The organism is Streptomyces longisporus (assembly GCF_039532765.1).
In the GTDB taxonomy this organism is placed as follows: domain Bacteria; phylum Actinomycetota; class Actinomycetes; order Streptomycetales; family Streptomycetaceae; genus Streptomyces; species Streptomyces longisporus.
The window spans coordinates 71,231-94,852 of the sequence record NZ_BAAASG010000001.1; the positions used below are offsets into that span (position 1 = coordinate 71,231).

Consider the following 23,622-nt stretch of genomic DNA (forward strand, 5'->3'; position numbering starts at 1 on the left):
GCTGGGACCGCGGCGGGTGCGACGGAGCCGCGACACCGCCTCCCTCAGGTCGAAGAAGCAGTGCCCGGACCTTCACCACCGCACTGGCTCGCACGCCGCCGCGGTCCTTGCCTCGCCCGCCACCGCCGGCCGGCCACCCCTCATCCGGGCCGTCCGGCGGTCGCGGGCCGCCTGTGGTCAGTCCTCGCGCAGGGCGCGGACCGCCTCCTCCACGCGCCGGCCGTACTCCGGGTCGGCGGCGTGGAAGTGGGCCAGGTTCTTTTCGATCACGTCGTCGCGGGAGACCTGGGAGAGGCCGCCGGCGATGTTGGCGATCAGACGGGACTTCTCGTCCGCCGACATCAGGCGGTACAGCTCGCCCGCCTGGAAGAAGTCGTCGTCCTTGGTGTGCAGCGGGGCCTCGTGGGTGCCGGTGTGGCCGGTCACCGCCAGTGGGGCGGACAGGGGGCGGCCGGTCTCCACTGGGCCGTCGTAGGAGTTCGGCTCGTAGTTCTTCGCGCCGCGGCCCTGGCCGTTGACCGCCATGAAGCCGTCGCGGCCGTAGTTCTGCGCGCTCGTCGCCTTCGGGGCGTTCACCGCGAGCAGGGTGTGGTTGACGCCCAGGCGGTAGCGGTGGGCGTCCGCGTAGGCGAACAGGCGGCCCTGGAGCATCTTGTCCGGCGAGGGACCGATGCCCGGGACGAAGTTGTTCGGGGAGAACGCGGCCTGCTCGACCTCGGCGAAGACGTTGTCCGGGTTGCGGTCCAGGACCAGGCGGCCCACGCGCTGCAGCGGGTAGTCCTTGTGCGGCCACACCTTGGTGAGGTCGAAGGGGTTGAAGCGGTAGTCCGCCGCCTCGGCCGCCGGCATGATCTGCACGTAGAGGGTCCAGGAGGGGTTCACCCCGCGCTCGATGGCCTGCAGCAGGTCCGTCTGGTGCGAGTTCGGGTCCTTGCCCGCGATCTCGGCGGCCTGCTCGGAGGACAGCGAGCGGACGCCCTGGTTGGTCTTGAAGTGGTATTTGACGAAGAACGCCTCGCCGTCGGCGTTCGTCCACTGGTAGGTGTGCGAGCCGTAGCCGTTCATGTGGCGGTACGAGGCCGGGATGCCGCGGTCGCCCATCAGCCAGGTCACCTGGTGCGTGGCCTCGGGGGAGTGCGCCCAGAAGTCCCAGACGTTGTCCGGCTCCTGACGGCCCGTGAACGGATCGCGCTTCTGCGAGTGGATGAAGTCCGGGAACTTGATCGGGTCCTTGATGAAGAACACCGGGGTGTTGTTCCCCACGAGGTCGTAATTGCCCTCTTCGGTATAGAACTTGACCGCGAAACCGCGCGGGTCGCGGACCGCGTCCGCACCGCCCAGCGAGTCGGCCACCGTCGAGAAGCGCAGGAAGACCTCGGTGCGCTTGCCGACCGTGCTCAGGAAGTCGGCGTACGTGAACCCGGTGACGTCGTCCGTCACCTCGAAGTAGCCGTAGGCGCCCGAGCCGCGGGCGTGCACCACGCGCTCCGGGATGCGCTCGCGGTTGAAGCGCGCCAGCTTCTCCAGGAGGTGCTGGTCCTGGAGCAGGAGCGGACCGCCGATGCCGGCGGAGGCGGAATGCTGGTTGTCTGCGACCGGGGCGCCGGACTCCGTAGTGAGAGTTCTCGTCGTGAGCACGCGCTTCGACATCGTGGACCTTCCGTGCGGGTGTCAGCGGAAACTTGTTTCCGCTTTGTGGAGCCTAAGAGTGGGCGGGTCGAGCGTCAACAGTTTGTTGAAGTTGATTCCGGGTCGCGGCGCCGCCTGGGCGCGACAGGACAGATGTCAGCGGCGCCGCGACCCGGAAGTCTCAGAGCTGAGCGCCCGAGAGGCGCTCGACCGCCCGCAGCAGGGCCGAGTGGTCCAGGCCGCCGTCGCCCTGCGCACGCAGGCTGGCGACCAGCTGGGCGACCACGGCACCGACGGGCAGGGCGGCGCCGACGTTGCGGGCGGCGTCGGTGACGATGCCCATGTCCTTGTGGTGCAGGTCGATACGGAAGCCCGGCTTGAAGTCGCGGGTGAGGAAGTTGTCCTTCTTCCGCGTCAGCACGGTCGAGCCCGCCAGGCCGCCGTTGAGGACGTCCAGGGCCGCCTTGAGGTCCACGCCGGACTTCTCCAGGAAGACCACGGCCTCGGCGCACGCCTGGATGTTCACGGCCACGATCAGCTGGTTGGCGGCCTTCACGGTCTGACCCGAGCCGTGCGGACCGCACAGCACGATGGTCTTGCCGAGCGCCTGCAGGATCGGCTTGGCCAGGTCGAAGTCGGCCTGCTCGCCGCCGACCATGATCGACAGTACGGCCTCGATGGCGCCGGCCTCACCGCCGGACACCGGCGCGTCCAGCACCCGGATGCCCCTGTCCGCGGCGGCCTTCGCCAGGTCCACGGAGGTCTGCGGCGTGATGGACGACATGTCGATCAGCAGCGCGCCGGAGCGCGCGTTCTCCAGGATGCCGTCGGGGCCGTAGGAAATGGCCTCGACCTGCGGCGACGCGGGCACCATCGTGATGATCACGTCGGCGTCGCGCACGGCCTCGGCGATGGACCCGGCCACGGTGCCGCCGGCGGCCGCGAGGCGGTCCAGCTTGTCCTGCTCCAGGGTGAAGCCGGTGACGTCGTAACCCGCCTTGATCAGGTTCTCGGACATGGGGGAGCCCATGATGCCGAGGCCGATCCAGGCGATCTTGGGGAGGGTGCTCATGATTGGGGGTACCTCTCTGAACTGCGGTGCTACGTATGTCAATTGAGGCCGTTGAGGCCGAAAGCGGGGCCCGGGGGCGGCCAGCCCCCCGGCCGGCGGCGCCGTCACCGAGCGGCGCGGTACTCCACCGGCAGCCAGTCGAAGGCCTCCGCACTGGGCCGGTCACCCGGCTTGTACTCCAGCCCGACCCACCCCTCGTAACCAGACTTCGTGAGCTGGTCGAGAAGCTCCTCCAGCGGGAGCGAGCCCGTTCCCGGTGCCCCGCGGCCCGGGTTGTCCGCGATCTGCACATGGCCGGTCCTGGCGGCATACTGCTCGATCACCGAGGGGAGGTCCTCGCCGTTCATGGACAGGTGGTACAGGTCCATGAGGAACTTCGCGTTGCCGAGCCCCGTCGCGGCGTTGACCTTGTCGACGATGCCGATGCCGGCCGGTGCGGACACCAGCGGGTACAGCGGCGACTCGGGCTGGTTGAGCGTCTCGATCAGCAGGATCGCGCCGATCCGGTCGGCGGCGCGGGCCGCGAGGACCAGGTTCTCCAGGGCGAGCGCGTCCTGCTCGGCCGGGTCCACGCCCTCGACGCGGTTGCCGTACAGCGCGTTGAGCGCCTTGGTGCCGAGCGACCGGGCGAATTCCGCGGCCACCTCGATGTTGGCGCGGAACTTCTCCGACTCCTCGCCGGGGATCGACAGGGCGCCGCGGTCGGGGCCGGGCAGCTGTCCGGCGTAGAAGTTCAGGCCCGTGAGCTGCACGCCCGCGTCCTCGATCGCCTTCTTCAGGGCGTCGAGCTCGGACTGCTGGGGGGCGGGGGAGTCGACCCAGGGCCACCACAGCTCGACCGCGGTGAAGCCCGCGGCGGCGGCGGCCGCGGGGCGCTCCAGGAGCGGGAGTTCCGTGAAGAGGATCGACAGGTTGACGTTGAAGCGCTGCTCTGCAAATCCCATGGGGGTCGGCGCTCCCTTCCGTGGCGACTGTGGCTACTTCGCTATTCCGGATAGCGGAAGTTGATTTCTGCTTAATGGAAGACTGCCTGTGGACAGGGAGGACTGTCAAGAGCGCCCGGCGTAGCGCGGACAAAAAGGGCCCCCGCGCGAAAGGCGCGGGGGCACGGTGAAGCGGCTGATCACAGGGCGTCGACGGCGCTCACCTTCCAGCCCTCGGCGGTGCGGCTCATCGTCATCCGCACCCGGTTGAGGTCCAGCCGGGAGCCGGAGACCTGGGTGCTCTGCGTGACCTGGTTGACGAAGAGCAGGACCGTGACCTTGTCCGGCGAGGCCGAGGCGACGGAGGCGGCGGGGACGGTCGCCTTCACCACCCCGTGGTACTTCAGCGCCGTCGGCCCGACCACCGTCGTCGTGGTCTTCCCGTACTGCTCCTTGAAGTGCCCGGTCAGCAGCGTGCGGGCCCGGGCGAAGTCCCGGTCCAGATGCCGGTAGTCGTACGACAGCACGACCGGCGCCGCCTTCTTCGCGGCCGCAAGGGCCTGCGACCGTGCGCTCTCCGCCTGCCGTCCCTGCGCGTACTGCCACCCGAGCAGCGAGGCGGCGACGAGAGCCGCGACCAGCAGGACGCCGAGCCCCGCGGGGAGCAGCCTTGGCCGGGAGCGGGGCGGCGGAGCGCTTCCCTCCGGTTCCGCGAGGGCGTCCGGGTCCTGTTCCAGCGGATCCGGCGAGGGCTCCGGCGGGTCGTCCCAGCTGTCCGGGGCCGGCGGCTCGGGCCGTTGCAGGTACTCCACCCGCTTGGCGCGCTTGGCCGCCGCACGGGCGGCCGCGCTCATCGTGCGGCTCCGGGTGGTCGGGTTCGCCATGGTCGTACTCCTCACTGGGGGCCCGTCAGCCCACGAACTCGACGTCGGAGGTCAGCCAGCGCCCGTCCCGGTACACCAGGTCGAGCTGCAGCCGGTAGGTGCGCGCCTGACCCTGGGGGACGGCGGTGTTGGTGACCTTGCTGTCGGCGACCACCAGGACGCGGCCCGAGTGGGCGTCGGAGCGGACGATGCCGGCGTCCAGGACCTGCCCCTCGGACACCGACCTGTTCTCGGTGACGAGCTTGGTCAGCTGCGCCGTCTGCGCGGTGAACTGCTTCTTGAAGTCACCGGTGGCGCCCTTGAGGACGTTCGCGCTGTCCCGGTCGTAGTGCCGGTAGTCGAGCGAGGTGAAGTTCAGCGCGGACTGACGTGCAGCGGCCAGGAGGTCCTGGCGCCGCTGTTCCGTCTCGTGCCGGTCGTGCAGGGCGAAGCCCAGCCAGCCGGCGACCGCGGCGGTGAGGACGGTCGCCGCGACCAGCCCCACCGTCAGGACCCTGTTCATGCCATCGGGCCGACGAGCAGCCATTGCCACGACTCCTTTCCGAACACCGTCTGCTGGCCGCCCGTCGAGCCGATCTCGACGGGCCTTCCGTCCGGACCGGTCGCGCTGCCGGTGTCCGGGTCGTACGGGGTGATGTACGCCGCCTGGTTCGCGCCGCCGTAGGACGTGCCGGGGGCGTTCTGCGCACCCCGCACCGACGTCTTGCCACCGCGCGGGGCGGTGCAGTGCGCGCCGGTGTTGGCCGCACGGGTGCTGGTGTCCGAGGGGTCGCGCCAGGTGGTGCCGTATCCCTGGGTGCACGGCGGCGGATCATTGGCGTTCACCACCAGCCCGAAGTGGGTGGTGCCGTCGCCCGGGACGACCGTGTAGCTGCCCGCGACCAGCGCCGGGAAGGTGACGAGGGCCTGCTCCACGCCGGGGAGGTGCGCCCGGGTGACCTGGCCGCCGCTGATCAGGTTGGCCAGCAGGACCGAAAGGGAGGGGCCGGTCGACCTCAGCAGCGAGTCGACCTGCTGCGCGGCCGGTGTCGCATTGCCGATCACCTTGCGCAGATCCCCGTCGCTCGACTTCAACTGCGCGCTGAGCGCCGCCAGATCGTGCGCGAACGACTTGATGGAGGAGCCCTGGTCGGCCTGTGTCTTGAGGACCTTCCGCGAGTTCTCGATCAGCGAGATCGTCTGGGGCAGGGACTGGGACGCCGACTCCACGAGCGCGTTGCCCGAGTCCACCAGGCGGCTCAGGTTCGGGCCCGTGCCGTCGAAGGCCTTGCCCAGCTCGTCGACGGTGACCCGCAGATCGTTCTTGCCGACCGAGTTCACCAGCCGGTCGAGGCTGAGGACCAGGTCCGTCGTGGGCAGCGGCACGCGTGTGCTGCCGCGCGGGATGGCGCTTCCGTCGAGCAGGTACGGGCCGTGGGAGGTGCGCGGCTGCAGATCGACGTACTGCTCGCCCACCGCCGACCGGTCCGCCACCACGGCGAGGGTGTCCGCCGGGATGCGCGGCGTCCCGTCCTTGATGTCGAGGGCGACCGACACGCCCCCGGAGCCGCTCAGCCGCAGCGCGCCGACCTTGCCCACGGGCACCCCGCGGTAGGTGACCTCCGCGCCGGGGAAGATGCCTCCGGAGTCGGCGAAGTCGGCCTGCACGGTGTAGCCGCGGCCCAGGACGTCGTCCACCAGGCCGGTGTACCGGGCGCCGACATAGGACACCCCGACCGCGGTGACGGCGGCGAAGGCCACCAGCTGGGCCTTGACCGTACGAGTGATCACGGCTGGACCCCTTTCAGCATCAGCTCGGCCAGCGCGAGGTCGATGCCCTCGGGCGGCTTCGCTCCGGTGGTGTAGCTGCTCGTGCACACCGGCGGGCACAGCGGCCCGCCGCCGCCCGAGGGTGACGACGGCACGGAGGGCGACGACGGCAGGCTGGGTGTGCTGGGCAGCGGTACCGGCGTCGGGACGCTCGGCAGGTGCGGGAGGCCCGGTGCGGTGGAGCCGCCCGGCGTCGGCGAACTGCCGCTGCCATGGCGGGAGTTGCCGCCTGCCAGATTCCCGTACAGGTCCGCCAGATCGAGGTCCGCGGTGATGTGCAGGTTGACGTAGTCGCCCTTGACGGCGTCCATGGCATTGCGCGGAAACGGGTACGTGGTCAGCAGCTCGAGGGAGTTGGGCAGGTCGTTGCCCGACTTGTTGAGCTGCTGCAGGATCGGCCGGAGCTCCTTGAGGTTCGCGACCGTGTCGTCGTGCGAGGCATTGACCACCTTGGTGCCCGCCGTGCCGAGCTTCGACAGGGCGGTGAGCATCTTCGTCAGGTTGCGCCGCTGGTCGGCGAGGACCTTCAGGGCGGGCGGCATCGTGTCGACGGCCTCGGCGATGGTCTTCTTCTCCTTGCCCAGCCGCCCCGCGAGCCGGTCGACGGCCTTGATCGCGCGGATGATGTCGGCCTTCTGCTTGTCGAGTCCGCCGACGAACGTGTTCAGCTCCTTCAGCAGTGATCTGACCCGGTTCTCCCGGCCGTCCAGGGCCTTGTTCAGCTCCACGGTGATCGTCTTCAGCTGGGCGACACCACCGCCGTTGAGCAGGGCCGACAGCGCGGAGAGCACCTCCTCGACCTCCGGGTTGCGGCCGCTGCGGGAGAGCGGGATGCGGTCGCCGTCGCGGAGCCGGCCCACGGGGGCGGTGCCGGTCGGGGCGGCGAGCGCCACGTACTTCTCGCCGAGCAGGCTGGTCTGCCGCAGCTCGGCGACCGCGTTCGCGGGCAGCTTCACCGAGTCGGCGACCCGCAGCCGTACACGCGCGTGCCAGCCGTCCAGCTCCACCTTCTCCACCGCGCCCACGGTGACGTCGTCGACCTTCACCGCCGACTGCGGCACCAGGTCGAGGACGTCACGGAAGTCGACGGTGACGTGGTAGGCGTGTCCGTCGTCGGCGGCACCGCCGGGCAGCGGGACGTCGTACCAGCCGTTGAACTCGCAGCCGGACAGCAGCAGCGAACCGGCCGCCGCCCAGGCGAGCGCCCCGGCCCTGCGTCGTGTGCTCATGCGCTCGCCCCCAGGATCCCGCCGAGCGTCTTGTCGACCGTGCCGGTCACCGCGGTGCCCTGCGTGGGCAGTTCGGGCAGCGAGTCGAAGAGCTTCTTCAGCTGTTTGCAGTCGGGGTTCCGGCCGCCCGCGTCGCCGGTCGTGCGCAGGATCGAGCACAGCAGCGAGGCCGGGTCCTGCGCCTGCTGGGCGTTGTTGCGGGTGTCGAGGGTGCCGGAGGACGGGTTGTAGGCGTTGTTGAGGTTCGACATGCCCGTGGGCGCGACCCGCAACAGCTCGTCCAGGGCGGCCCGTTGGGTGACGAGCACCTTGGTCACCTTGCTGAGGCCCTTCACGTCCGAGGTCAGCGACTTCTTGTTGTTCTTCACGAACGCGGACACGTCGCCGAGCGCCGTGCCGAGGTTCGTCAGTGCGTCCGCGAGGTCCTGACGCTCGCCCGAGAGCTGCTGCGCCACGTCGGCGAGGCTGGTGTCGAAGGACCGCACGCTCTTGTCGTCGGCCGCCAGCGCCGCCGTGAACACCTGGAGGTTCCGCACCGTCCCGAACAGGTCCTTGCGCCCGTCGGACAGAGTGGTCACCGCCTGCGACAGGTCCTGGACGGTCCGGTTGAGGTTCGCGCCCTGTCCGTCGAGGTTGTCCGCGCTCACCCCGAGCAGCCGGGAGAGGGAGCCGTCCTTGTTGGCGCCCTTGGGGCCCAGCGCCTCGGCCGTGGTGTGCAGGCTGTCGAAGATCCGGTCCAGTTCCACGGGTACGGCGGTGCGGTCCTCGGGGATGACGGCACCGCTGTGCATGACCGGGCCCTTCCGGTACACCGGCAGGAGCTGCACATAACGGTCGCTGACCACCGAGGAGTTGATGATCGCGGCCTGGGCGTCGGCGGGGACCTTGCGCCCGTGGTCGAACTCCAGCTCCACCCGCACCCGCTCACCCTCGGGCGTGATCTTCTCGACCTCGCCGATACGGACACCGAGGACGCGGACGTCCGAGCCGGGGTAGATGCCGACCGTGCGCGGGAAGTACGCGGTGATGCGCACCGGCTCGGGCCGCGGCCACAGCACATAGGTGAGGGCGGCGACCAGGGCGAGTGCGGTGAGCACCGCCAGGCGTCTCGTCAGGCGCTTCACGGGGTGCCTCCCGTCCGGGGTGTCACCGGAGCGGCGACGAGGTTCTGGACGTAGGAGTCGAACCAACGGCCGTTGCCCAGGGCGTTGGTGAAGACCCGCACATACGGCGCGAGCAGCTGCACGCTGCGGTCGAGGCTTGCCTGGTTGCGTTCGAGCATCTGCACCACACGCTTCAGGCCCTCGAGCGCGGGCCCGATCTCCTTCTCGTTGTCCTGGACCAGTCCGGAGAGCTGGATGCCGAGCGCGGCCGAGGTCTTCAGCAGCTTGTGGATCGCCTCCCGTCGCCTGCTGATCTCCCGGAACAGCTGGTCGCCGTCCTTGACCAGGGCGGTGAAGTCCTTGGAGCGGTCGGCGAGCACACCGGTCGTGCCGTTCGCGTGGTCGAGGAGCTCGCCGAGGGCCTGGTCGCGGGAGGCGACCGTACGGGAGATCTCCGACAGGCCCTTGATGGACGCGCGCACCTCGGCGGGCGAGTCCTGGAAGGTGGCGGAGATGGTGTCCAGGGCCTTCGCCAGCCGCCCGGTGTCGACCTTCTCCGTGGTGGTGGTCAGGTCGCTGAAGGCCTGCACGACGTCGTACGCCGGCACAGTGCGCCTGAGCGGGATCTCGCTGCCCGCCGACAACTGGCCCGGCCCCTCGGGCTGCAGCGCGAGGTACTTCGCGCCGAGGATCGTCTTGATCCGGATCGACGCGCCGGTGTCGGTGCCGAAGTGCGGATCGCCCTTGACCTTGAAGGTGACCTTGACGTGGTCGCCGTCCAGGTCGACGGCCTCGACCTTGCCGACCTTCACCCCGGCGATCCGCACCTCGTCCCCGGGCTTGAGCCCGCCCGCCTCCGAGAAGGCCGCGCTGTAGGTGGTGCCGCCGCCGATGAAGGGCAGGCTGTCGGCGTTGAACGCGGCCACGGTCAGCAGTGCCAGGACGGTGAGACCGACAGCCCCGATGACCACGGGGTTCCGCTCGCGGAACGGGATCAGGCGTGGCCGCCGTATCCGTATGCGCGGCAGCTTGGGCGGGTCGATGCGCACCTTCATCATGGGCTGCGGGCGCGGTGCCGCCGGGCGCGGCTGCGGCTTCGGCTTCGGGCGCCGTAGGCGGGGCGGCTCGATGCGCACCTTCATCAGCGGTTCCGGCCCCCGCGCCCGCGGCGCACGCCGGGGCAGCCGTGGCCTCGGCAGCTTCGGCGGGTCGATGCGGACCTTCACCAGGGGCTCCGGGCGGTTCCTGCGGGTCATGAGCCGCACCTCGCCCTCGCCACGTGCAGATCGGGGGTGAGCGCCTGCTTCGTCTTCGGCAGCACGATCCGGCCGTCGAAGTCGCAGAGGTAGAAGTTGAACCAGGAGCCGTAGGACGCGGTCCCCGTCAGTGCGTTGAGCTTGTTCGGCAGCCGCTGCAGGACGCCCTCCACGGTCTTCTCGTTGTCGTTCAGCGTGCCGGTGAGATCGGTCAGCTGGGCGATGTCGTCCTTCAGCGGCGGCCGCGCGTCCGTCAGCAGCCCCGAGGTGGCGTCGGTCAGATCACCGATGTTCACCAGTGACTCACCGATGGGACCCCGGTCCGCGGACAGCCCGGAGATCACCCGCCGCAGCTGAAGGAGCAGTTCGGAGAAGCGGGAGCCGCGCTCGTCCAGCGTCTTCAGCACGGCGTTGAGGTTGTCGACCACCGAGCCGATCAGCTTGTCCCGCCCCGCGAGGGTCGTGGTGAGGGAAGCGGTGTGCGCCAGCAGGCTGTTGACGGTGCCGCCCTCGCCCTGGAGCGTCTTGATGATCTCGGTGGCGAGCTGGTTGACGTCGGACGGGCTGAGCGCTGCGAACAGCGGCTTGAAGCCGTTGAGCAGGGCGTTGAGGTCCAGCGCGGGCTGGGTCCGCTGCAGCGGGATGGTGCCGCCGGGCTTCAGCGGGGTGCCGTCGCCCGCGCCCTCGGTGAGGGCGACGTACCGCTGCCCGACCAGGTTGCGGTAGCGGATGACGGCGTGGGTGCTGGTGAGCAGCGGCCGGTCGGCGCCGACGGTGAAGGTGATCTCCGCCAGCGTACGGTCCTTGATCCGGATGCCCTGGACCTGCCCGACCCGCACTCCGGCGACCCGGATGTCGTCGCCCTTCTCCAGGCCGGTGACATCGCTGAAGACGGCACGGTAGGTGCGGTCGGGAGTGAAGGAGAGGTTCACGATGGTGGCGGCGAGCAGGGCCGTCGCCACGATCGTCACCAGTGCGAAGAGGCTGAACTTGATGAGGGGAGCGGCGGTCTGCCGCGCTGCAGAGGTCCTCATACGACGCTCACCGCCGTCCCGCGCGCCATCGGCCCGAACAGCAGCGTCGCGACCGGCGGCACCTCGTCGGCGGGCACCCCCAGCACGGGCGAGACCAGCGAGCCGACCGCCCGCTGTTCGGCCCGGGTGGCGGAGACACCGAGCGGACCGGACGGACCGCCGCTGCGGGAACCGTCGTTGAGGTGGAACCCCGGTGCGGGCACGGCAGGATGCGGCAGATCACGGCAGTTCGGACCGGACCGGTCGGCGTAGCGCGGCTCCTCGCCGGGCCGGTACGCCCCCTGCTGCCGTACGACCTCGAGCGTGATGTGCATCTTGCCGCCCCGGAACGCCTGCTCGGAGGCCTGCTCCTCGTGGACCAGGCCCGCGAGGAGGCACGGGTACTCGGGGGAGTAGCGGGCGAAGAGTTCGAGGGTCGGGCGGGAGACCTGCCCCAGGGTGATCAACCGGTCGCCGTTCTCGTCGAGGAAGTCCTGTGCGGTGCCGGCGGCGCCGGCCGTCGTGGTGAGGGCCGACGCGAGCCGGTCCCGTTCCGCGACCAGGGTGCGGCTGGTGGTCACGGTGTTGCGGAGGATCTCCATCAGGTCCGGCGCCGCGTCGCCGTACACCTGGGCGACATCGGCCAGCCGGGCGAAGTCCTCGGTGAGGGACGGCAGATGGGGATTGAGGCGGTGCAGATAGTCCTCCACGCGCGTGAGGTTGTCGCCGATCCGGTCGCCGCGGCCTTCCAGGGCGGTGGCGAACGCGGAGAGCGTGGCGTTGAGCTTGCCGGGCTGCACGGTCCGCAGCAGCGGCAGCAGGTCGTTCATCACCTGCTGCAGCTCGATGCCGACCCGGGTGCGGTCCTGCGTGATCACGTCACCGGCGCGGATGGGCCGGGCCGAGGAACGGGCGGGCGCGACCAGGTCGACGTACTTCTCGCCGAAGAGCGTCTTGGGCAGCAGCCGGGCCCGCACGTCGGAGGGGATGTCGGCGGCGTACTCCGGCTTGAGCGCGATGTCGAGCGTCGCCTTCTGTCCGTCGGCGTGCACCGAGCGCACCTCGCCGACCAGCAGGCCGCGCAGTTTGACGTCGGCGCGCGGGTCGAGCTGGTTGCCGAGGCTGTCGGCCTCCAGCCTGATCCGTACGACCGGCGTGAACGCCTGCCGGTACACGGCGACGGACAACGACAGCAACAGGGCGAGCACGGCGAGGAACACCACGCCGTACAACCGCAGTCTCCACACCCTCATACGGTTCACCCCGCAATCCGCACGGTCGTGTTGGCGCCCCAGATGGCCAACGAAAGGAAGAAGTCGAGGACGTTGATCGCCACGATCGAGGTCCGCACCGCACGGCCCACCGCGACGCCGACGCCTGCCGGGCCGCCGCTCGCGTAGTAGCCGTAGAAGCAGTGCACGAGGATGATCAGGACGGCGAAGACCAGCACCTTCCCGAAGGACCACAGCACGTCGACCGGTGGCAGGTACTGGGAGAAGTAGTGGTCGTAGGTGCCCGCCGACTGGCCGTAGTAGCCGGTGGTGATCGTGCGGGCGGCGAAGTAGGAGGACAGCAGCCCGATCACGTACAGCGGGATCACCGCGACGAACCCGGCGATCATCCGTGTGGTCACCAGGAACGGCAGCGAGGGCACGCCCATGACCTCCAGGGCGTCGGTCTCCTCGCTGATCCGCATCGCGCCGAGCTGGGCGGTGAAGCCCGCACCGACGGTCGCGGACAGCGCGAGCCCGGCGACCAGCGGGGCGATCTCACGGGTGTTGAAGTACGCCGAGAGGAACGCCACGAAGTTGGAGGTGCCGAGCTGGTTGAGCGCCGCATACCCCTGGAGGCCCACCTCGGTGCCGGTGAAGAAGGACAGAAAGGCGATCACGCCGACCGTGCCGCCGACGACGGCGAGGGCGCCACGGCCGAAGCTCACCTCGGCCAGCAGCCGCAGGATCTCCTTCTTGTAGCGGCGCACGGTACGGCCCGTCCACGCCAACGACCGTCCGTAGAAGGAGAGTTGACGGCCGAGCTCCTCCAGACTTCTCAACACTGCCATGTCTGTGCCTCAGCCCCTCTGCGGGACGACCTGGAAGTACACCGCGGTCATCACGAAGTTCGTCACGAACAGCAACATGAAGGTGATCACCACCGACTGGTTCACGGCGTCGCCCACACCCTTCGGGCCGCCCTTCGCGGTCAGTCCCTTGTAGGAGGCGACGATCGCCGCGATCGCCCCGAAGACCAGCGCCTTGATCTCGGCCGCCCACAGATCGGAGAGCTGGGCGAGGGTGGTGAAGGAGGCGAGGTAGGCGCCCGGGGTGCCGTTCTGCAGGACGACGTTGAAGAAGTAGCCGCCGGCGACGCCGACCACCGACACCAGACCGTTGAGCAGCACCGCCACCACCATCGAGGCCAGCACCCGGGGTACGACGAGGCGGTGGATGGGATCGATGCCGAGGACCTGCATGGCGTCGATCTCCTCGCGGATCTTCCGGGCCCCGAGGTCCGCGCAGATGGCGGTGCCGCCGGCGCCCGCGATCAGCAGCGCGGTGACGATCGGCGAGGCCTCGCGCAGCACGGCGAGGACGGAGGCGGCCCCGGAGAAGGACTGGGCGCCCAGCTGCCTCGTCAGGCTGCCGATCTGCAGGGCGATGACCGCCCCGAAGGGGATGGACACGAGGGCGGTGGGCAGGATGGTCACGCTGGCGACGAACCAGGCCTGCTGGATGAACTCCCTTGCCTGGAACGGCCGTCGGGGCATCGTCCGGACGACGTCCAGCGCCATCGCGAACAGGTTCCCCGACTGCCGCAGCGCTCCGGTCGGCGACAGTCTCATGCGTCAGCCACCGCCTTCCGGCGCCGCAGTTCCGCCTCCCGCCGGGCGATCGCCTCCCAGCGCGGCGGCCGGGTGATGCCCGGCCCCGGCAGCAGGCGGGGAGTCAGAGCCTGGCTGCCGGGTGTCTGTGCGGTCTCGCTGCCGCTCAGCGCGGCCAGCTCCTGCTCGACCTGGGCGGCGTCCTTCTCCTCCGCCATGCCGATCGGGCCCTGCATCCGCCCGTTCAGGAACTGCCTCACGACCGGCTCGTCACTGGTCAGCAGCTCCTCCCGCGGCCCGAACATGACCAGCTCGCGGCGGAACAGCAGCCCGATGTTGTCCGGGACCTGGCGGGCGGAGGCGATGTCGTGCGTGACGATCAGGAAGGTCGCGTCGATCTGGGCGTTGAGGTCGACGATGAGCTGGTTGAGATAGGCGACGCGGACGGGGTCGAGCCCGGAGTCGGGCTCGTCGAAGAGGATGATCTCGGGGTCGAGGACCAGCGCCCGGGCCAGCCCCGCCCGCTTGCGCATGCCGCCGGATATCTCCCCGGGCAGCTTCGCCTCCGAGCCGATGAGCCCGACCATGTCCATCTTCTCCAGCACGATGCGCCGGATCTCGCTCTCGGACTTACGGGTGTGCTCGCGCAGCGGGAACGCGATGTTGTCGTAGAGGTTCATCGAGCCGAACAGCGCGCCGTCCTGGAACAGCACACCGAACAGCTTCCGCACCTCGTACAGCTCGTGCTCGCGCAGCCGTGTGATGTCCCGCCCCGCGATCTTCACACTGCCCCGCTCCGGCTTCAGCAGCCCGACGAGCGTCTTGAGGAACACCGACTTGCCGGTCCCTGAGGGGCCGAGCATGACGGACACCTCCCCGGCGGGCAGCGTCAGCGAGACGTCCTGCCAGATGACCTGGTGACCGAAGGACTTGGTCAGCCCTTCCACACAGATCTCGACACCCATCCGGTCCACCTCTCGGCCCGTGGAGCAGCTCCGACATCTGCTCTACGGGGAGGGGCGGGGGGTCCGTCGCGGGGAGGCGGATTTTTTTCGGAGGGGGTGCGGGGTGCCTGCGGCGGCCCGGCGGGGCGGGCGTGGTCGGCAGGCCCGAGGCGCTCGGGGGCTGGGGGGGAGGACTGCGGGTGTTACGGCAGGTGGGGCGGTGGCCCTGTCGTGTCGTGCTGTGGGCGTCGGCATGGGCGCCCCGCGCGGGACCTGCGCCCACCCGTGCCGCCCCGGCGGCACGACTGCCCCCAGCTACGGCGGCACGGTGGGCGATGGCGGAGCGACTGGCCGCAGCTACGGCGGCACGGGCGGCGTCGGCCGCGCGACTGCCCGCAGTTGAGTCGGCAGGGACGGCACCGGGGCGCGGCTTCCCGCAGTCAGGTCGGCTCCGGCGGTGCGACTCGCGTTTACGGCAGCCCGGTCGGCGTCGGTGCGGGGAGTGAGACCGGCGCGGACGGGGTGGCGGGAGCCTTCGGGAGGCTGGGCAGCGTCGTCGCCGGTGTGGGGACGGTCGGCAGGGCCGACAGGGCGGGGGCGCTCGGCAGGTTCGGGACCTCGGGGACTGCCGGAACCGGGGAGAGTGAAGCCTTGGGGAGAGGCGGGACCGACAGGGGGAGCAGGGAGCCCTTGTGGGTGCCGGTCGACGGTTTCGAGGCCGCCGTCGACAGTTCGCGGGCCTTCGCGGTGGGCGTGCGGCCGGCGCTCGCGGGGCGTACCGTCTCGGCGGCCTTCCCGGGGGCGGGGGACGCCCCCGGCGGGGGAGTCGTGGCCGGGTGGCCGCCGTCCAGGGCGTACGGCAGGACGAAGCCCGCCACCACCAGCGTGGCCGCCGTCGACGCGGCCGCCACCGCCTGCGCCTTGCCGCCCGCCCGCAGCCGCCCCCGCCCGAACAGGAACAACACGAACCCGAGCGTCCCGGCCAGGGAGGCGCGCAGCGTCCGCCGGGCCCGGGCCAGCAGCGACTCGACGGTCCGGTAGCTGAGCCCCATCCGCACCGCGACCTGGCTCACGTCCAGGTCCTCGGACTTCAGCCGCAGCGCCTCCGCCTGCCGCGCGGGCAGCTCACCGCTGCGCACCGCCAGCCACTTGGCCTCCGCCCGGTCGCACACGGCCTCCTCCACCGGCACCGGGCCTGGCGCGATCAGCGTCGGGCTGGTGCGGACCTCGGCCTCCCGGTTGACCTGCCGGTACCGGTCGACGCACAACCGCATGGTCACCGTCGTCAGCCACGCCCCGAGCCGCTCGTCGTCCAGATCCGGCCGCTCGGCAGCCCGCAGCATCGCCTCGTGCACCGCGTCCTCGGCGTCCTCCTGGCTCATCGACCTGCGCCGGGCCACCCTGAGCAGCTGCTCACGGTGGCTCCACATGCGCCGCCAACGCTCTTCGGCAGCTCTTGCCTCCGCAGGCATCTCCGTCGCCATGAGGGCCCCTTTGCGCTCACCCCACCGGGCGTCTCGTCCCAGCCCGGCGGATGGCGACATTACCGCCCGGTAGCGGCGGTTGTGGAGGGGGGAGCGGGCATCGAGTCCGCGCCGTTACTGGTCAGCCGCCGGTCAGCGGGAGGCCGCTGGGCAGCAGTTTGTCGGTCGGCAGGGCGATGGAGGGGCTGGTGGCAGGGGCGAGGGGTTCGGGTGAAGTACCGGCCGTCGGACCGGAGTTGGACGGGGGTGAGGACGCCGGTGCGGAGGGGGTGGTGCTCGGCCGAGGGGACGGCTTCGGCGTCGGTTTCGGGGTCGCGGTCGGTTTCGCGGGGTGCGAGGGTCCGGGACGCGTCGAGGGCCGTACCGACGAGGCCGTGGAGCCGTCCGGCACCACCGTGTGCCCCTGCAGGAAGTACGCGTACCAGGCCTTCACCGTGCGCAGATAGTCCTCCGAGTGGTTGTAGCCGAGGATCGCCCGGTCCAGCCCCGCCGGCTCGGACAGGTCCCCGCCGGCCGCGCACAGATACCGCCCGGCAGCGAGCGCCGCGTCGAAGACGTTGTTCGGGTCGGCCCGCCCGTCGCCGTTGCCGTCCGCTCCCCACTGGGCCCAGGTGGACGGAATGAACTGCATCGGGCCCACCGCACGGTCGTACACCGCGTCCCCGTCGTACGCACCACCGTCCGTGTCCGGTACGACGGCGAAGGCACCGCCGTCCAGGCGCGGGCCCAGGATCGGCGTCACGGTCGTGCCGTCCGCTCTCACCCGGCCGCCGTCCGCCTGCCCCGACTCCACCTGCCCGATCGCGGCCAGCAGCTGCCAGCGCAGCCCGCAGCCGGGCGCGGTACGCGCGAGCTCCGCCTCGGCACGGCGGTACGCGGCGAAGACCGTCGCGGGAACCGCGCCGCCCGTGACCGCCGGTGCCCCGCCCCCGAGGCCCACGTGCTCCCGCGCGAGCGGGGGAAGCTCCGTGCGGTACGGGGCGTCGCCCGACACGCTCGGCCCGTGCTCCCCGGGCCGCGCCATCGGCGCCTGTGCCCGTGCCGGGATCGCCCCCGGCGCCTGCGAGGCGGTCAGCGCCGCCATCGCCGCCGCTGCCACCGCCGTACCCCTGACCCGTCTTACCCTGCGCCCTGTCACCTTGCGGTCCCTCCCTGCGAACTCCTGTCACCTGCTCTACGGGGGAGGACGGCACGTCCGTCGCGGCGTGCCTACCCTGAAGGTGTGGCCCGGTCCAACGACGAGGTCGCCGCGCTCCTCCAGGAGTACGCGGATCTGATCTCGATCACGGGAGGAGACGCGTTCAAGGCACGCGTCTACGAGAAGGCTGCCCGGTCGGTCGGCGGCCACCACGCCGATGTCGCCACGCTCGACCTCAAGGGCCTCCAGCAGATCCCGAACGTCGGCAGGTCGATCGCGCAGAAGGTGCTGGAGTACTTCGACCACGGCAGCGTCTCGGCCGTCGAGGAGCTGCGCGCGAAGATCCCCGCCGGGGTGCGCCGGCTGACCGCCATCCCCACGCTCGGCCCGAAGAAGGCACTGACGGTCTACGAGGAGCTGGGCATCTCCTCGGTCGAGGAACTGGCCGACGCCATCCACGAGGAGCGGCTGCGCGACCTCAAGGGCTTCGGGCCGAAGACGGAGGAGAACATCCTCCACGGCATCTCGCTGCTGCAGTCCTCCGGCGGCCGCGTCCACATCGACCTGGCCATGGGCCTCGCCGACGACATCGTCGCCGAGCTGTCCGCCGTGCCCGGCTGCCTGCGCTGCGGCTACGCGGGCTCACTGCGCCGGATGCGCGAGACGATCGGCGACATCGACATCCTCGCGGCGGCCACGGAACCCGCCCCGATCATGCGGGCGTTCACCGAGCTGCCGTACGTCACCGAGGTGATCGGCACCGGCGAGAAGAAGACGTCCGTGCGCACCAGCAAGGGCCTCAACGTCGATCTGCGGGTCGTTCCGCCGGACTCCTGGGGCGCGGCACTGCAGTACTTCACCGGCTCCAAGGCGCACAACATCCGCACCCGCGAACTGGCCGTGCACCAGAAGCTGAAGCTCTCCGAGTACGGGCTCTTCGACGTCGAGAGCGGCAAGAAGATCGTCTCCGAGACCGAGGAAGAGGTGTACGCCCGGCTAGGGCTGCCCTGGATCCCGCCGACGCTGCGCGAGGACCGCGGGGAGATCGAGGACGGGCTGCACGGCGAACTGCCCGACCTGGTGACGGAGGCGGACCTCCGCGGCGATCTGCATTCGCACACCGACCTCACCGACGGCCTCGCCCCGCTGGAGGAGATGGTGGAGGCCGCCGCGGCGCGGGGCTGGACCTACTACGCGATCACCGACCACGGCCCGGACATGGCCATGCAGCGCATGACCGACGAGCGGATGCTGGCCCAGCGCGAGCGGGTGCGCGAGCTCGACGGGACGTACGCCACCCGGGGCAGGCGCGGCGGTCTGCGGCTGCTGCACGGCGTCGAGCTGAACATCGGCCCGGACGGCGAGGTGGACTGGCCCGGGGAGTTCCTCGCCGGCTTCGACCTGTGCGTGGCCTCCGTGCACTCGCACTTCACCCAGGGGCGCGAGGCCCTGACCCGGCGGATCGTACGGGCCTGCGAGAACCCGTACGTCAACATCATCGGCCACCCCACCACCCGCATCATCGGCAAGCGGCCCGGCATCGACGCCGATCTCGACGCGATCTTCGCCGCCTGCGCCCGCACCGGCACGGCCCTGGAGATCAACGCCCACCCGGACCGGCTCGACCTGCGCGACGAGGACATCCTGCGGGCCGGGCGGCACGGCGTGAAGTTCGCCGTCGACAGCGACGCCCACGCCGTCCCCCACCTGGCGAACATGCGCTACGGCATCGGCACCGCCCAGCGCGGCCGGCTCACCCGGGACGACGTGATCAACACCTGGCCCGAGCGCCGGCTGCGGGGCTTCCTGCGGAAGGGCCGGCAGACGGAGCGGTGACGGGGGAAGGTCAAACGGGCGTCAATTCCCAGTGCTTTATGGGGCGTTGGGTCGTCACGCATTGACATGACCATGTAAGCAGAGCAATGTGTCGACGTCGTTCAGCACGTCCAGCACGATGTTCGGTTCGGCCGGGCTCCCGCCCGCCCCTCATGGTGCGGACGTGTACAAGGCATGCCGGACGTGCCCCTTCTCGGAAAGGGAACGGATCATGTCCCTGGCGTCCTTGCTCCACCGCCTGGCGAGACCCGGCCTGGTGACGGTGGCCCTCGCGGCGGGCGCGCTGGCCCTGTCGACGACCTCCGCCGCCGCGGCCCCGGCCCTCACCCCGATCAGCGCCGATCCCTACACCAACTCCACCAGCCAGCACGCCACCGAGGTCGAGCCGGACACCTTCTCCTACGGCTCCACGATCGTCTCCGCCTTCCAGGTCGGCCGGTTCACCGACGGCGGCGGCTCGAACGTCGGCTTCGCCACCTCCAAGGACGGGGGCACCACCTGGACCAAGGGCTTCCTGCCGGGGATCACCACCCAGGCGGGCGGCACCTTCCAGCGGGTCAGCGACGCGTCGGTGACCTACGACGCCAAGCACGGCGTCTGGCTGATCTCCAGCATCCCCATCACCTCGTCCGTCTCCGTGCCCGAGGTGTTCACAAGTCGCTCCACCGACGGCGGCCTGACCTGGAGCAACCCCGTGGTCACCGCGACCGGTTCGAGCCTCGACAAGAACTGGATCGTCTGCGACAACACCGCCGGCAGTGCCTTCTACGGCAACTGCTACACCGAGTACGACAACAACGGCGCCGGCGACCGCATCAAGATGACCACCTCCAGCGACGGCGGCCTCACCTGGGGCGCCTCGAAGAACACCGGCAACAACGCCACCGGCCTGGGCGGCCAGCCCGTCGTGCAGCCCAACGGCACCGTGGTCGTCCCGATCGCCAACGCCTCGGAGACCGCGATCCGGGCCTTCAGCTCCACCAACGGCGGCAGCTCCTGGTCCAGCACCACCACCGTGGCCACCGTCAGCTCCTTCACCGTGGGAGGCGGTCTGCGCAGCGGCCCGCTGCCCTCCGCCGAGATCGACGCCTCCGGGAAGGTGTACGTCGTCTGGCAGGACTGCCGCTTCCGCGCGAGCGGGGGCTCCTGCACCTCCAACGACATCGTGATGGCGACCACGACCAACGGCACGACCTGGTCCTCGGTGACCCGGGTCCCGATCGACGCGACGACCAGTGCCGTCGACCACTTCATCCCCGGCCTCGCGGTCGACCCGGCCACCTCGGGCTCCACCGCGCACCTCGCGCTGACGTACTACTACCACCCGGTCGCCGACTGCACCGCCTCCACCTGCCAGTTGGACGTCGGCTACGTCTCCTCCACCGACGGCGGCAGCACCTGGACGGCGCCCACTCAGCTGGCCGGTCCGATGAGCCACTCCTGGCTGGCGAGCACCACCCAGGGCACCATGGTCGGCGACTACATCTCGACGTCCTTCTCCGGCTCCACGGCCCACCCCGTCTTCGCCGTGGCCACCGTACCCAGCGGCTCGGTCTTCAACGAGGCGATGTACACGCCCGCCTCGGGCCTCGCCGCGGCCGCCGGCACCGCCTCCGCCACGACCGCCACGGCACGTGACAACCTCTTCTCCGCCCGACTGGCCGCGATCGCCTACGCGCAGTGGCTGGCCAACGGCGGCACCGAGGGCGGCGAGGACAGCCCCTGAACGACCCGTGGGTGACAGGTTCTGGTCAAGGCTTGTCCAAAAAGCAGATGTCTTCCATCGCCCGTGATCGGGTCTCCTGCGACGGCTGTACGACCACCCGTTCGGGAGGATCTGGTGTCAGCACCAACCCGTAAGAGACGATGGTTCACGATCTGTGCCATCACCGCATCCGCCGCACTCGTCGCGACACCCGCAGGCGCCGCGTCCGGCAGGACGAAGGCTCCGTTCGGCGCCCGCACACTCGCTCAACTGGCCGCCGAGCGCACGCAGTCGGTCGGCACCATGAGCCCGCGGCTGAAGGGGGAGGACGGCGACGGAGGCAACGAGGCGGACGAGATAGCCGAGGGCGCGGACCAGTACGCCGAGGCCCGCACCTCACCCGGCATCGTCGCCCCCGGCGCCTACGGCGCCGCCTGGACGAGCCTGACCAACCTGCCGAGCACCGGAGGCAGTTGGCGCAACATCACCGACCTGCCGTACAACTCCGACGACTCGCGCTACCGCGACATCGACTCCAACTCCAGTGGCGGCTCGGGCAATGTCACCGGCCGCATGGCCGCGCTCGCCGCCGATGACGACGGGTATGTGTACGCGGGCAGCGCGGGCGGCGGCGTCTGGCGGTCCAAGCGGGGCGGCGGGAACTGGAAGCCCATCAGCGACAAGCTGCCCTCGCAGTCCACCGGGGCGCTCGCGCTGGACGGCGGCGGGCGGCTGTGGCTGGGCACCGGCGAGGCGACCACCAACGCGGACGCGTACCTCGGCAGCGGCGTCTACGTCCTGTCCCAACCGCACCACGGCACCTTCTCCGCCCGCAGCCGGGTCGGCGGCGACGAGCTGGAGTCCACCACCATCCACGAGCTGCGCTTCGGCGGCGGCAAGGTGTGGGCGGCGACCAGCGCGGGCGTGTGGAGCCACTCCACGAAGACCCTGAAGGGCGCCTGGAAGCTGGAGTACGCGCCCAACCCCGACTACCTCCCCGGTGGTCCGAAGGCGAGCGACCCGTCGGCCGCGTACAAGAACATCGCCAACGACGTCGCGATCGACCCCAAGGACCCGTCCAAGGTGATCCTGGCGGTCGGCTGGCGCAGCGGTGACGACTACAACGGCTTCTTCACCAAGGACGCGAGCGGCGCCTGGACGCGGATCACCAGCGGCTTCGGCGATCTGCCCACCGACGCGGGCAACGTCGGCAACGTCACCTTCGCCCGCTCCGCCGACGGCTCCCGCTACTACGCCATCGACGAGTCCCCTCAGCAGCTGAACACCAACCCGGACAGCGGCCTGGAGGGCATCTACAGTGCCGCCTCGCCGTTCGGCCCCTGGACGAAGATCGCCGACTACAAGGGTCTGGCCGCCGACGGCTCCGCGCTGACCACCAGCGGCTACATGCCCGGCGTACAGGCCTGGTACAACCAGTTCCTGACCGTGGACCCGAGCGACCCCAAGCACGTCTACGCGGGGCTGGAGGAGGTCTACGAGACCAAGGACGGCGGCAGCACCTGGTCGACCGTGGGCCCGTACTGGAACTTCACCTTCTCCTGCTGGAGCATCGACCCTGCCAAGCAGACCGGTGACTGCAACCAGACCACCCACTCCGACCAGCACGGCGTCGCGATCGGCAGCTACCACGGCAAGAGCTTCGTGTACGTCGGCAACGACGGCGGCGTCTACCGGCGCCCGGTCGACGGCTCCCAGGACGCCTCCGGCCACGCCACCGACTGGACCTCCCTCAACGACGGCACCATCGACACCCTCCAGTACTACTCGGTGGGCATCGGCAAGGACCTGACCTACGGCGGCGTCTCGGTCACCGGCGGTCTCCAGGACAACGGCCAGTCCGTGCTGCGCAGCAACGACAAGGTGATGGGCTCCGACTTCGGCGGCGACGGCGGCGACACCCTCACCGACCCCGCCAACGGCTGCAACATCGCCGAGGAGTACGTCTACCTCGCGATCCAGGTGACCCAGAACTGCGCCGTGAACGACGGCAGTTGGACCACCGATGCCACCAAGGCCACCTCGTACAACGTCGCCCCGGCCGACAACGCCACCAGCGAGGCCCGCTTCATCGCCCCGCTCGCGACCGACCTGAAGAGCTCTTCGACGTGGATCGCGGGCGGCCGGCACATCTGGGTGCAGACCCATGGCTACGCCATCCGCAGCGGCAAGGAGTGGACGAGCGTCTACGACCTCGGCGCCGGCCGCACCGCGACCGCCGTGGCGGCATCGGGCGGCAAGGTGTACGCGGCCTGGTGCGGACCCTGCAACAACCAGGGCTTCGCGCGTGGCATCTCCGTCGGCAACGCGGACGGCACCGGCTGGCACGACATCACCCTGCCCGCCGACGGGACCGTACCGAACCGCTACCTCAGCGGCTTCGCCATCGACCCGAAGAACGCCGACCACGTCTTCCTCGCCGTCAACGGCTTCTCCCGGCACTGGACGGAGGGCCCCGGAGCCGGCGTCGGCCATGTCTTCGAGTCCACCGACGGCGGCACCACCTGGAAGGACATCTCCGCGAACCTGCCCGACGTGCCGACCAACTCCGCGATCGTCACACCGAACGGCGGCCTCGCCGTCGCCACCGACCTGGGCGTCGTCTACCGCGCCCCGGGCCACACCAAGTGGCAGCGCGTCGGAGACCTCCCGGCCGTCGCCGTGCTCCAGCTGAAGCTGGGCCCCGACGGCAGCACCCTGTACGCGGCCACCCACGGCCGCGGCATCTACACGATCAAGGTGCGCGACTGCGCCTGAC

General features: G+C 70.6%; 19 protein-coding genes. 3 read left to right on the forward strand and 16 right to left on the reverse strand.

Translation table 11 applies throughout. The annotated features are described in order from the left end of the window. Positions 1-177 precede the first annotated feature (177 nt). The 16 genes from ABD355_RS00295 to ABD355_RS00370 form a co-directional block, all read right to left on the reverse strand. A complete protein-coding gene (locus ABD355_RS00295; RefSeq protein ID WP_344397879.1) occupies positions 178-1,650 on the reverse strand; it encodes a catalase in 1,473 nt (490 codons plus the stop codon). 160 nt (positions 1,651-1,810) lie between these two features. Further along, the gene (locus tag ABD355_RS00300) at positions 1,811-2,701 is read right to left on the reverse strand and encodes a 2-hydroxy-3-oxopropionate reductase (protein WP_344397880.1); all 891 of its coding nucleotides are present in this window, start codon (positions 2,699-2,701) and stop codon (positions 1,811-1,813) included. A gap of 104 nt (positions 2,702-2,805) precedes the next feature. After that, positions 2,806-3,645: a TIM barrel protein gene (locus ABD355_RS00305; protein ID WP_344397881.1), complete on the reverse strand. Its 840-nt coding sequence runs from the start codon at positions 3,643-3,645 to the stop codon at positions 2,806-2,808. Positions 3,646-3,824: 179 nt separating this feature from the next. Further along, positions 3,825-4,508: a hypothetical protein gene (locus ABD355_RS00310; RefSeq protein ID WP_344397882.1), complete on the reverse strand. Its 684-nt coding sequence runs from the start codon at positions 4,506-4,508 to the stop codon at positions 3,825-3,827. A 25-nt stretch (positions 4,509-4,533) separates the two neighbouring features. Continuing rightward, positions 4,534-5,034: a hypothetical protein gene (locus tag ABD355_RS00315; protein WP_344397883.1), complete on the reverse strand. Its 501-nt coding sequence runs from the start codon at positions 5,032-5,034 to the stop codon at positions 4,534-4,536. After that, positions 5,007-6,278, reverse strand: coding sequence for an MCE family protein (locus tag ABD355_RS00320; RefSeq protein WP_344397884.1), 1,272 nt, complete (start codon positions 6,276-6,278; stop codon positions 5,007-5,009). The genes ABD355_RS00315 and ABD355_RS00320 overlap by 28 nt, the downstream gene beginning before the upstream one ends. Beyond that, positions 6,275-7,546 carry an MCE family protein gene (locus tag ABD355_RS00325; RefSeq protein WP_344397885.1) on the reverse strand — a complete coding sequence of 424 codons (1,272 nt, stop codon included), beginning with the start codon at positions 7,544-7,546 and terminating at the stop codon, positions 6,275-6,277. Before ABD355_RS00325 ends, ABD355_RS00320 begins: the two co-directional genes overlap by 4 nt. Further along, on the reverse strand, positions 7,543-8,670 hold the full coding sequence (locus ABD355_RS00330) for an MCE family protein (protein ID WP_344397886.1): 1,128 nt from the start codon (positions 8,668-8,670) through the stop codon (positions 7,543-7,545). The genes ABD355_RS00325 and ABD355_RS00330 overlap by 4 nt, the downstream gene beginning before the upstream one ends. Next, on the reverse strand, positions 8,667-9,647 hold the full coding sequence (locus tag ABD355_RS00335) for an MCE family protein (protein ID WP_344398121.1): 981 nt from the start codon (positions 9,645-9,647) through the stop codon (positions 8,667-8,669). Before ABD355_RS00335 ends, ABD355_RS00330 begins: the two co-directional genes overlap by 4 nt. 254 nt (positions 9,648-9,901) lie before the next feature. Beyond that, complete coding sequence (locus ABD355_RS00340; RefSeq protein ID WP_344397887.1) at positions 9,902-10,939, reverse strand: MCE family protein; 1,038 nt, start codon at positions 10,937-10,939, stop codon at positions 9,902-9,904. After that, positions 10,936-12,171, reverse strand: coding sequence for an MCE family protein (locus ABD355_RS00345; RefSeq protein WP_344397888.1), 1,236 nt, complete (start codon positions 12,169-12,171; stop codon positions 10,936-10,938). Before ABD355_RS00345 ends, ABD355_RS00340 begins: the two co-directional genes overlap by 4 nt. A 5-nt stretch (positions 12,172-12,176) precedes the next feature. Next, the gene (locus tag ABD355_RS00350) at positions 12,177-12,980 is read right to left on the reverse strand and encodes an MlaE family ABC transporter permease (protein WP_344397889.1); all 804 of its coding nucleotides are present in this window, start codon (positions 12,978-12,980) and stop codon (positions 12,177-12,179) included. Between the two features lie 9 nt (positions 12,981-12,989). Beyond that, on the reverse strand, positions 12,990-13,760 hold the full coding sequence (locus tag ABD355_RS00355; protein WP_099932182.1) for an MlaE family ABC transporter permease: 771 nt from the start codon (positions 13,758-13,760) through the stop codon (positions 12,990-12,992). Next, positions 13,757-14,704: an ABC transporter ATP-binding protein gene (locus ABD355_RS00360; RefSeq protein ID WP_344397890.1), complete on the reverse strand. Its 948-nt coding sequence runs from the start codon at positions 14,702-14,704 to the stop codon at positions 13,757-13,759. Before ABD355_RS00360 ends, ABD355_RS00355 begins: the two co-directional genes overlap by 4 nt. A 449-nt stretch (positions 14,705-15,153) precedes the next feature. Then, positions 15,154-16,167: an RNA polymerase sigma factor gene (locus ABD355_RS00365; protein WP_344397891.1), complete on the reverse strand. Its 1,014-nt coding sequence runs from the start codon at positions 16,165-16,167 to the stop codon at positions 15,154-15,156. 121 nt (positions 16,168-16,288) lie between these two features. After that, a complete protein-coding gene (locus tag ABD355_RS00370; RefSeq protein WP_344397892.1) occupies positions 16,289-17,266 on the reverse strand; it encodes a lytic transglycosylase domain-containing protein in 978 nt (325 codons plus the stop codon). Between the two features lie 123 nt (positions 17,267-17,389). Between ABD355_RS00370 and polX the strand changes: the two genes are divergently transcribed. From polX to ABD355_RS00385, 3 genes are all read left to right on the forward strand, one after another. Then, complete coding sequence (polX, locus tag ABD355_RS00375; protein WP_344397894.1) at positions 17,390-19,141, forward strand: DNA polymerase/3'-5' exonuclease PolX; 1,752 nt, start codon at positions 17,390-17,392, stop codon at positions 19,139-19,141. A gap of 211 nt (positions 19,142-19,352) precedes the next feature. Continuing rightward, on the forward strand, positions 19,353-20,867 hold the full coding sequence (locus tag ABD355_RS00380) for a sialidase family protein (protein WP_344397895.1): 1,515 nt from the start codon (positions 19,353-19,355) through the stop codon (positions 20,865-20,867). 114 nt (positions 20,868-20,981) lie between these two features. Then, a complete protein-coding gene (locus ABD355_RS00385; RefSeq protein WP_344397896.1) occupies positions 20,982-23,621 on the forward strand; it encodes a beta propeller repeat protein in 2,640 nt (879 codons plus the stop codon). Position 23,622 lies beyond the last annotated feature (1 nt).

Coding starts and splice junctions, on each gene's coding strand:
- ABD355_RS00295 (WP_344397879.1), bottom strand. CDS start 1,650: ATGTCGAAGCGCGTGCTCACGACGAGAACTCTCACTACGGAGTCCGGC.
- ABD355_RS00300 (WP_344397880.1), bottom strand. CDS start 2,701: ATGAGCACCCTCCCCAAGATCGCCTGGATCGGCCTCGGCATCATGGGC.
- ABD355_RS00305 (WP_344397881.1), bottom strand. CDS start 3,645: ATGGGATTTGCAGAGCAGCGCTTCAACGTCAACCTGTCGATCCTCTTC.
- ABD355_RS00310 (WP_344397882.1), bottom strand. CDS start 4,508: ATGGCGAACCCGACCACCCGGAGCCGCACGATGAGCGCGGCCGCCCGT.
- ABD355_RS00315 (WP_344397883.1), bottom strand. CDS start 5,034: ATGGCTGCTCGTCGGCCCGATGGCATGAACAGGGTCCTGACGGTGGGG.
- ABD355_RS00325 (WP_344397885.1), bottom strand. CDS start 7,546: ATGAGCACACGACGCAGGGCCGGGGCGCTCGCCTGGGCGGCGGCCGGT.
- ABD355_RS00340 (WP_344397887.1), bottom strand. CDS start 10,939: ATGAGGACCTCTGCAGCGCGGCAGACCGCCGCTCCCCTCATCAAGTTC.
- ABD355_RS00345 (WP_344397888.1), bottom strand. CDS start 12,171: ATGAGGGTGTGGAGACTGCGGTTGTACGGCGTGGTGTTCCTCGCCGTG.
- ABD355_RS00350 (WP_344397889.1), bottom strand. CDS start 12,980: ATGGCAGTGTTGAGAAGTCTGGAGGAGCTCGGCCGTCAACTCTCCTTC.
- ABD355_RS00355 (WP_099932182.1), bottom strand. CDS start 13,760: ATGAGACTGTCGCCGACCGGAGCGCTGCGGCAGTCGGGGAACCTGTTC.
- ABD355_RS00360 (WP_344397890.1), bottom strand. CDS start 14,704: ATGGGTGTCGAGATCTGTGTGGAAGGGCTGACCAAGTCCTTCGGTCAC.
- ABD355_RS00365 (WP_344397891.1), bottom strand. CDS start 16,167: ATGGCGACGGAGATGCCTGCGGAGGCAAGAGCTGCCGAAGAGCGTTGG.
- ABD355_RS00380 (WP_344397895.1), top strand. CDS start 19,353: ATGTCCCTGGCGTCCTTGCTCCACCGCCTGGCGAGACCCGGCCTGGTG.